This is a genomic window from Bradyrhizobium sp. AUGA SZCCT0177, from assembly GCF_018130125.1.
In the GTDB taxonomy this organism is placed as follows: domain Bacteria; phylum Pseudomonadota; class Alphaproteobacteria; order Rhizobiales; family Xanthobacteraceae; genus Bradyrhizobium.
Genome location: NZ_JAFCMA010000048.1, coordinates 36183 through 44762, shown reverse-complemented (window position 1 = coordinate 44762; position 8580 = coordinate 36183). Strand labels below are relative to the sequence as shown.

The 8580-nt window shown below is 64.0% G+C and carries 6 protein-coding genes; 4 read left to right on the top strand and 2 right to left on the bottom strand.

Annotated elements, in window-relative coordinates:
- Positions 1–192 precede the first annotated feature (192 nt).
- Positions 193–828 (bottom strand): TetR/AcrR family transcriptional regulator, encoded by a 636-nt coding sequence (locus tag JQ597_RS34795; RefSeq protein ID WP_212269922.1) that lies wholly within the window; start codon positions 826–828, stop codon positions 193–195.
- Positions 829–1016: 188 nt separating this feature from the next.
- Here JQ597_RS34795 and JQ597_RS34790 point away from each other — a divergent pair, with 188 nt between their 5' ends.
- The 4 genes from JQ597_RS34790 (at position 1017) to JQ597_RS34775 (ending at position 7644) form a co-directional block, all read left to right on the top strand.
- The gene (locus JQ597_RS34790; RefSeq protein WP_212269921.1) at positions 1017–2348 is read left to right on the top strand and encodes an HlyD family secretion protein; all 1332 of its coding nucleotides are present in this window, start codon (positions 1017–1019) and stop codon (positions 2346–2348) included.
- A 44-nt stretch (positions 2349–2392) separates the two neighbouring features.
- Positions 2393–3985, top strand: coding sequence for a DHA2 family efflux MFS transporter permease subunit (locus JQ597_RS34785; RefSeq protein WP_212269920.1), 1593 nt, complete (start codon positions 2393–2395; stop codon positions 3983–3985).
- 339 nt (positions 3986–4324) lie between these two features.
- A complete protein-coding gene (locus JQ597_RS34780) occupies positions 4325–6127 on the top strand; it encodes an ABC transporter ATP-binding protein (RefSeq protein ID WP_212269919.1) in 1803 nt (600 codons plus the stop codon).
- 155 nt (positions 6128–6282) lie between these two features.
- Positions 6283–7644 carry an MATE family efflux transporter gene (locus JQ597_RS34775; protein ID WP_212269918.1) on the top strand — a complete coding sequence of 454 codons (1362 nt, stop codon included), beginning with the start codon at positions 6283–6285 and terminating at the stop codon, positions 7642–7644.
- Here JQ597_RS34775 and JQ597_RS34770 read toward each other — a convergent pair.
- The gene (locus JQ597_RS34770; protein ID WP_212269917.1) at positions 7619–8563 is read right to left on the bottom strand and encodes a DMT family transporter; all 945 of its coding nucleotides are present in this window, start codon (positions 8561–8563) and stop codon (positions 7619–7621) included. The two genes, JQ597_RS34775 and JQ597_RS34770, sit on opposite strands and share 26 nt — an antisense overlap.
- Positions 8564–8580 lie beyond the last annotated feature (17 nt).

Genomic DNA, 8580 nt, shown 5'->3' with positions numbered 1-8580 from the left:
CCCATAAACCCCGCAACGCCCGCCTCGATCGCCCCATCTTAATCGAGGCACCGAGACTTACGACCCATAACCACCGAATCCTGATGTTGCACCAAGCTGGAGCTCCAATCACTTTCGCCACTGAAACATGTGGCTATGGGTCCCGGCCTTCGCCGGGACGACGGATTGGAGCGAATGCCGGTTACCTGCGATCTACTTCGCCCGATACGCTGTCAGAAATACCCGCGTCGCGCTGTCGACGACGGTTGCGATCTGCTCTGGCGACGGCGACGGCTTGGCCTGGAAGATGAAAGCCTGAAACAGCGTCGCCTGGCACATCTGCATGAACTGCCAGGCCGCCAGTTCGTAATCGTCGATCAAGAGCTCGCCGAGCCGTCCCCGCGCCTCAAGATAGGCGGCGAAGCGATTGACGGTGCGGGCCAGCACATTGTCATAAAATCTGCGGCCGACTTCCGGCATCCGCTCCGCAATCGACATCACGGTGCGGATCGCCGAGCCGCCGCCGGGACGACAAAGCACCTGGATGTAGGCCCGGCCGAATTCCGGCAGCGTGATGTCTACGTCGCGGTCGGGATCGAAATTGAATGCGGTTTTGCCCTGTTCGATCGATTCTTCCTCGACGATGGCTTCGAACAGGCGGTGCTTGTCGGCGAAATAGACGTAGAGCGTTCCCTTGGAGACGCCGGCGGAGCGCGCGATCTCGCCCATGCTGGCGCCGTCGAAACCGAGATCCAGGAACACTTTCCGCGCGCCATCGAGGATCTGGCGGCGCTTCGAGGAATCCTCGTCGGCGATGACATCTAGCGTATGCGACGTGTCTGCAACCATTGGTTTATCTTCTCGGGAAAGATTTCAACCGGACATATGCACGGGAAGGTGCTTTCGATCTATGGTCCCTTCACGCAAATGTATCTTGACCGAACCGTTCGGTCAATGTTAATTCTGGAAATGACGATGCCTTCACGGCCGGGGTTCGGCTGCGTCTGCACCGTGCATGAGTAATGGGGAGGCCGGGTATGGCCGCAGCGAGAGACCAGGCCGCACGCGTCGTTCGGCAACAGCCGGAGGCGTCGGCTCGTCAGGAGCCGGAGGCGGCAACGGCCGAAGACGAAGCCGCGCGCGACCCCGCCCAGTTGGCGGACCAGCTTCGAGCTCACGTTGCGGAAGAAACCAGGCGCCAGCCGGCAGTTGCTCCAGGCGCGCCGGCAACCGACAGGCCGGCCGCACCGCCCGCCAATGCCGCACAACCCGCGCCGAAATCCGGCAAGCGCAAATTCGTGATGATGGGCGTGTTCGCGTTGCTGGCACTCGCGGCCGTCAGCTACGGCGTCTACTACACATTCATCGGGCGCTTTTACATCTCGACCGACGACGCCTATGTGCGTGCCAACAATACCACGCTGGGTGCGCGGGTCGCGGGCCATATCGCGGCGATCATTCCCGTCGATAATACAATCGTTCGCGCCGGCGACGTGATCTACAAGATCGATGACGGCGATTACCGGATCGCCGTGGAGGCCGCGCGCACCAAGATCGCGACCCAGCAGGCCACCATCGACCGCATCGGCCGTCAGGTGGCGGCGATGGAAAGCGCGGTCGAGCAGGCCAAGGCGCAACTCGTCTCGGCGGAAGCGGCGCTGAAGCGCGCAGGTCTCGACTTCGACCGCCAGCAGGCGCTGAGCACCAAGGGCTTTGCCTCGCGCGCCACGTTCGAGGTTTCCGAAGCCGGCCGCGATCAGGGTGTGGCGCAGGTAAAATCGGCGCAGGCGGCCTTTGATGCCGCGCGCGACAATGTCGAGGTGACCAGGGCGCAGCAGAACGAGGCCCGCGCCCAGCTGGCGGAGTTGCAGACCACGCTGGCAAAGGCCGAGCGCGATCTCGCCTTCACCGCGGTGCGTGCGCCGGTCGACGGCACCTTCTCCAACCGCATCGTCAACACCGGCGATTACATCCAGGCCGGCCAGCGGCTCGGCAACGTGGTGCCGCTCAACGACGTCTTCATCGACGCCAACTATAAAGAAACCCAGCTCAAGCGCATCCGTCCGGGCCAGCCCGTGATGATTTCCGTGGATGCCTACGGCCATCGCAAGTTCGCCGCCGTGGTCGACAGCATTTCGCCGGCAGCGGGCTCGGTGTTCACGCTGCTGCCGCCGGATAATGCCACCGGCAATTTCACCAAGATCGTGCAGCGGCTGCCGGTGCGTATCCGCGTGCCGAAGGATGTCGCGAAGCAAAACCTGCTGCGCGCGGGCATGTCGGTCTACACCACCGTCAACACCCGTGACGGCGCGGCCGATGCGGACAACGAGGCCGACCTCGACGCGTCGCCGATGCTTCATCCGAAGTAATTTTTTCAGCGCAGGGGGAGCCCGGCGCGCGTCCTGAGCAGATCATGGCAGACGCCACCACCGCATCGCCGTCGATGATACCAGCCGCAAGCGTGCCGGACGAGCGCATCCCGCCGCGGCGGCTGTTTGCGTTCCTCATCATGGTGTTCGGGATGTTCATGTCGATCCTGGACATCCAGATCGTCTCGGCATCGCTGTCGGAGATCCAGGCCGGGCTTTCGGCAAGCTCGAGCGAAGTGTCGTGGGTGCAGACCTCGTATCTGATCGCCGAGGTGATCGCGATTCCGCTTTCCGGGTTCCTGTCGCGCGCGTTCGGCACCCGCCTGCTGTTTGCAATCTCCGCCTCCGGCTTCACCATCGCGAGTTTCTTCTGCGGTTTCGCCTCGACGATCGAGCAGATGATCGTATGGCGCGCGCTGCAGGGATTTCTCGGCGCCGGCATGATCCCGACCGTGTTCGCCTCCGCCTATACGGTGTTTCCGCGCTCGAAATTCTACATCGTCGGTCCGATCATTGGCCTCGTCGCGACGCTGGCGCCGACGATTGGTCCCACTGTCGGTGGCTACATCACCGACCTGATGTCGTGGCACTGGCTGTTCTTCATCAACATCATTCCGGGCATCGGCATCACCATCGGCGTGCTGATCCTGGTCGATTTCGACGAGCCGAACTTCAAGCTGCTCGAACATTTCGACTGGTGGGGCCTGCTGTTCATGGCGGGCTTCCTCGGCTCGCTCGAATATGTGCTCGAGGAAGGCCCGCAATATCAGTGGCTGCAGGATACGTCGGTCGCGATCTGCGCCGCCGTCTGTCTGGTGTCGGCGATCGCGTTTTTCTGGCGCGTGCTGACAGCGCATGAGCCGATCGTCGACATCAGGACGTTCGGCGACCGCAATTTTGCCATCGGCTGCCTGATTTCGTTCTGCGTCGGCATCGGGCTGTACGGCCTGACCTACGTTTATCCGCGTTATCTCGCCGAAGTGCGCGGTTACAGCGCGCTGATGATCGGCGAGACCATGTTCGTCTCCGGGATCGCCATGTTCCTCACCGCGCCGATCGTCGGACGGCTGATGACCAAGGTCGACATGCGTTACCTCATCGCCTTCGGGCTTTGCAGCTTCGCGCTCGGCTCCTATTTGATGACCTGGATCACCCGCGAATATGATTTCTATGAACTGCTGGTCCCGCAAATCCTGCGCGGCGTCGGCATGATGTTCGCGATGGTGCCGACCAACACCATCGCGCTCGGCACGCTGGCGCCGGAGCGGGTCAAGAACGCCTCCGGCCTGTTCAACCTGACGCGCAATCTCGGCGGCGCGGTGGGGCTCGCGCTGATCAACCAGGTGCTGAACGAGCGCACCGATCTGCACATCTCGCGGCTGCACGAACGCGTCAATTGGGGCAACGCCACCGCGGTGGAGACGCTCAACATGTTTACCCAGCGCATGCAGGGCATGGGCGACGCCGCGCGGATGGCGATGAAGCAATTATCGCAGATCGTCCACCGCCAGGCGGTGGTGATGGGGTTCGGCGACGCCTTCTTCATGCTGGCCGTGTTCTATGTCGGCCTCAGCCTTCTGGTCGTGCTGCTGAACAAGCCGCCGGCGTGGCAGGCGGGCGGCGGCCCAGGGCACTGAACTTAGCGTTGATTGATTTCGCGCGCTCACGCGGTTGTCATATTGCAAATCACCCGTGATGCATTTATAAGCGTGCGCATTGTCGCTCGAACCGGGGAGGATTTGCATGATTTCGTCTTATTCGCAGACCGCCCGCTCGCGTTCGATGCCTATGCTGGGCGCCGTACCGGGCCTTTGAGGCCCAATTTCGCCAGCGCTGACCGGGCCTGACGTCCCGATCATCCCAAGCTTCCCAACGAGTTACCGATTTTTTCAACGACGCTTGCGTTCGGTCCTGTGCCGTCCCTTGCGTCCTTCAAATGGAGCCGGCGTGCGCAGAACGCGGTGCCGGATGAGGCCATGACCGTTCAAACCAGCAAGCGTCCCGCGGCGATACGCGTGGTGATCCCGTTCGTGTTCCGGCACTGGCTCGAACAGCCCGCCCGCGCCAGCGTTGTTGCCGGCGGTTTGCTGGGCGCGACCGCAGCCGACCTGTTCATGCCGCTGTTCTCCGGCCATCTGGTCGATGCGCTGACCCAAGGCGCGTCTGATCCGGCTGCGCGCCGCGCGGCGATGATCGCCTTTGGCGGCATCGTGGCGCTGGGCGCGCTGTCGATGGTGCTGCGGCTGATCGGCCTGCAGGCGATCGTGCCGTTCACGCTGAAGATCATGTCCGACGTGTCGCGCGACGCCTTCATGCGGGTGCAGCGCTTCTCGACCGATTGGCACGCCAACTCATTTGCCGGCTCGACCGTGCGCAAGATCACGCGCGGCATGTGGGCGCTCGACCTGCTCAACGACACCATCCTGATGGCGCTGGCGCCGTCGCTGACGGTGCTGTTGGGCTCGATGATCCTGCTCGGGCTGCACTGGCCCTCGCTCGGCGCGGTCATCGCGGTCGGCACGGTGATCTATGTCGCGATGACGATCGCGTTTTCGATGAATTACATCGCCCCTGCCGCGCGCGTCTCCAACGCCTGGGACACCAAGGTCGGCGGCACGCTGGCGGATGCCCTGACCTGCAACGCGGTGGTGAAATCCTTTGGCGCGGAAGCGCGCGAGGACGGGCGGCTGGCCGGCGTGATCGGCCGCTGGCGCACGCGGGTGCGGCGGACCTGGATACGCTACAACTACACCTCGACGGCGCAGCTCGCGGTGCTGCTGTGCTTTCGCACGTCCGTGATCGGCGGCGCGATCCTGCTGTGGATCGCGGGCCGCGCCACGCCGGGCGACGTCACCTATGTCTTGACCAGCTACTACATCATCCATGCCTACCTGCGTGATGTCGGCATGCACATCAACAATCTGCAGCGTTCGGTGAACGACATGGAGGAGCTGGTCGCGATCCACGCCGAGCCGATCGGCATAGCGGATGCGCCCGACGCCAGGCCGATCGACATCCAGGGCGGCCGCATCGTGTTCGACGCCGTGACGTTCCATTACGGCGGACATCGCGATCCCTTGTATGACGGCCTGTCGGTGGACATCCGCGCCGGCGAGCGTGTCGGTCTGGTCGGCCGTTCCGGCTCGGGCAAGACGACATTCGTCAAGCTGGTGCAGCGGCTCCACGACATCGGCGGCGGCAGGATCCTGATCGACGGTCAGGACATCGCCAAGGCGACGCAGCATTCGCTGCGCAGCCAGATCGCGATCGTGCAGCAGGAGCCGATCCTGTTTCATCGATCATTGGCCGAGAACATCGCCTATGGCAGGCCCGGCGCCAGCATGGCGGCGGTCGAGCAGGCGGCGCGGCTGGCGAACGCGCATGAGTTCATCCTGCGGCTGCCGAAGGGTTACGGCACGCTGGTCGGTGAACGCGGCGTCAAGCTGTCGGGCGGCGAACGGCAGCGCGTCGCGCTGGCGCGGGCGTTCCTGGCGGATGCGCCGGTGCTGATCCTGGACGAGGCGACTTCCAGCCTCGACTCGGAGTCCGAAGGCCTGATCCAGCAGGCGATGGAGCGGCTGATGAAAGGCCGCACCTCGATTGTGATCGCGCACCGGCTGTCGACGGTGCGCAGCCTCGACCGGATCCTGGTGTTCGATCGCGGCGAGATCGTCGAGCAGGGCACCCACGCGATGCTGACGGCGCGCGCGGGGGGCATCTATCGCGGGCTGTTCGAGCGGCAGGCGACGGAGTTCGGCCGCATTACGGCGGCGGAGTAAAATGGCATTGCGGCGCGCGGTCCTTGGAGACCGCGCGTCAGAGCGTTTCAAGCGAAGGCGATACCGGTTCGCGTAAAGAAAAACGCGTCAATACAAAAAATGGAGCCCCGTTCCGATTCAATCGGAACGGAAAAGGCTCCAGGGGCGGATTTGAAATGAAAGACCTTACGCAGGGCTCCATCGTGAGCCACATCCTGAGCATGGCGCCGCCGATCGTCGCCGGCATGATCACGATCATGATTTGCCAGCTCGTCGATCTGTATTTCGTGGCGGGGCTTGGTGATGCCGCCGTCGCGGGCGTGGCGGCGGCGGGCAATCTGGCATTCCTCATCAACGGGCTGATGCAGGTGCTCGGCGTCGGCACCGGCGCGCTCATTTCGCAGGCCGTCGGCCGCAAGGACCGGGCCGACGCCAATCTGGTGTACAATCAGTCGCTCGGCCTGGCGGTCGTGTGCGGATTGCTGACCTGGGTTGCAGTATCTGTGTTCGCCGGCGGTTACATGCGGACGGTGGCCGCCGACGAGGCCACCGTCGCTGCGGGCACGACATATCTGCTCTGGTTCGTTCCGGCGTTGGTGCTGCAGTTCGTCACGCAGGTGATGGGGGCCGCGCTGCGCGGCACGGGCATCGTGCGGCCGATCATGATCGTGCAAATATCAGTGGTGATGATCAATATCGCGCTGGCGCCGGTCCTCATCTCGGGCTGGGGAACCGGCCGCCCGTTTGGCGTCGCGGGCGCCGGACTTGCGAGCTCGATTGCGATGCTGTTCGCCGTGTTGATGCTGTGGATGTATTTCCGCAGGCTGGAGCGCTATGTCGGCGTCGATCGCGCGCAGCTGCGGCCGCAGGCCCGGCACTGGCAGCGCATCCTCAATGTCGGCCTGCCGGCCGGCGGCGAGTTCGCGATCATCTTCATCTGGATGGGCGTCATCTATTACGCCTTGCGCGATTTCGGGGCGGCGGCGCAGGCCGGCTTCGGCATCGGCACGCGCGTGCTCGGCCTGATCCAGATGCCGGCGCTGGCCATAGCGCTCGCCGCCGGACCGATCGCCGGGCAGAATTTTGGCGCCGGCAACGCCGCACGCGTGAAGGAAACCTTCGCCAAGGCGGCGGTGATCGCCACGATCGTGATGATCGTTTTCACGATCCTGGCGCAATGCTGGCCCGGGCTGCTGCTCGGCGGCTTCGCGAGCGACGCGCAGACGATAGCGGTCGCCGTCGTGTTCCTGCAATTGGTCTCGCTCAATCTCGTCGCACAGGGATTGAACTTCGTGTGCTCCAGCATGTTCCAGGGACTGGGCAACACCAAACCGGTGCTGCTGAGTTCCGGCGTACGTCTGGTCACCTACGCCTTGCCGGTACTCTGGCTGTCTGCAAGGCCGGGGTTTCGCATTGAGTACGCGTGGTACATATCGAACCTGACAACGACGCTGCAAGCCGCATTGAGTTTGTGGTTGCTGCATCTGGAGTTCAGGAAACGCCTGACGCCGCTCAAGTCGGCGTTGCCGGCGGAGTGATCCCCGGAACTGACGCCAGCTCCGAACGATCGGGCGCTTTGCGCCCGCGCGTGCGCGTCGAGATCGCGACGGTTGCGACCACGCCGGCGGTGAACAGCACGATCTGCGGCGTGATGGTCTCGTCGTTGAAAATCGCCGCGAGTGCAAACACGACGAAGGGCTGCAGCAATTGCACCTGCGACACCCGCGCGATGCCGCCCATCGCCATGCCGGCGTTCCAGGCAAAGAAGCCGATCCATTGCGAGAACAGCGCGACATAGAGCAGCCCCAGCCACGGTTTTAGGGGGATGTGGGTGAGATCAGCCGGCATCGTCAGCGCGGCGGCCGGGATCGAGAGCGGCAGTGCGATCACCAGCACCCAGCTGATGACTTCCCAGCCCGGCATCTGCGCGGTGAGCCGGCCGGAGAAGGCGTAGCCGATGCCGGACACGACGACCGCCGCAAGCAGGAACAGGTCGCCGCCCGACAGTTCACCGCCGCCTTGCCGCAGCGCAAAGGCAATCACCAATGCGGCGCCCGCGAACGAGGCGATCCAGAACAGTGGCCGCGGCCGCTCATGGGTGATCATGACCGCGACCAGGGCGGTCGCGATCGGCATGATCCCGAACACCACGCCGCCATGCGAGGCATCGACGGTCTGCACCCCCACCGACATCAGGAACGGGAAGAGGATGGCGACGCAGATCATCGTGATGACGAGTTGCGGCCACAGCGCGCGCGGCGGTAGCGGGCGGCGCAGCACGACCAGCAGGATCAGCGAGCACAGGCCGGCGATCAGGGTGCGCAGCGAGGTCAGAGCAATCGGATCAATTGCCGACACCGCGATCCGCGTCGCCGGCAGCGTGCCGCCGAAGATCAGCACGCCGATAAAACCCAGCAACAGACCGAGACTTGTGCGTGAAAAAGTTGGAGGGGTCATGATGCGACTGGATAACT

What these genes read in the sequence shown, in the direction of transcription:
- JQ597_RS34795 (WP_212269922.1), bottom strand. Translation starts at nt 828, where the DNA reads ATGGTTGCAGACACGTCGCATACGCTAGATGTCATCGCCGACGAGGAT.
- JQ597_RS34790 (WP_212269921.1), top strand. Translation starts at nt 1,017, where the DNA reads ATGGCCGCAGCGAGAGACCAGGCCGCACGCGTCGTTCGGCAACAGCCG.
- JQ597_RS34785 (WP_212269920.1), top strand. Translation starts at nt 2,393, where the DNA reads ATGGCAGACGCCACCACCGCATCGCCGTCGATGATACCAGCCGCAAGC.
- JQ597_RS34780 (WP_212269919.1), top strand. Translation starts at nt 4,325, where the DNA reads ATGACCGTTCAAACCAGCAAGCGTCCCGCGGCGATACGCGTGGTGATC.
- JQ597_RS34775 (WP_212269918.1), top strand. Translation starts at nt 6,283, where the DNA reads ATGAAAGACCTTACGCAGGGCTCCATCGTGAGCCACATCCTGAGCATG.
- JQ597_RS34770 (WP_212269917.1), bottom strand. Translation starts at nt 8,563, where the DNA reads ATGACCCCTCCAACTTTTTCACGCACAAGTCTCGGTCTGTTGCTGGGT.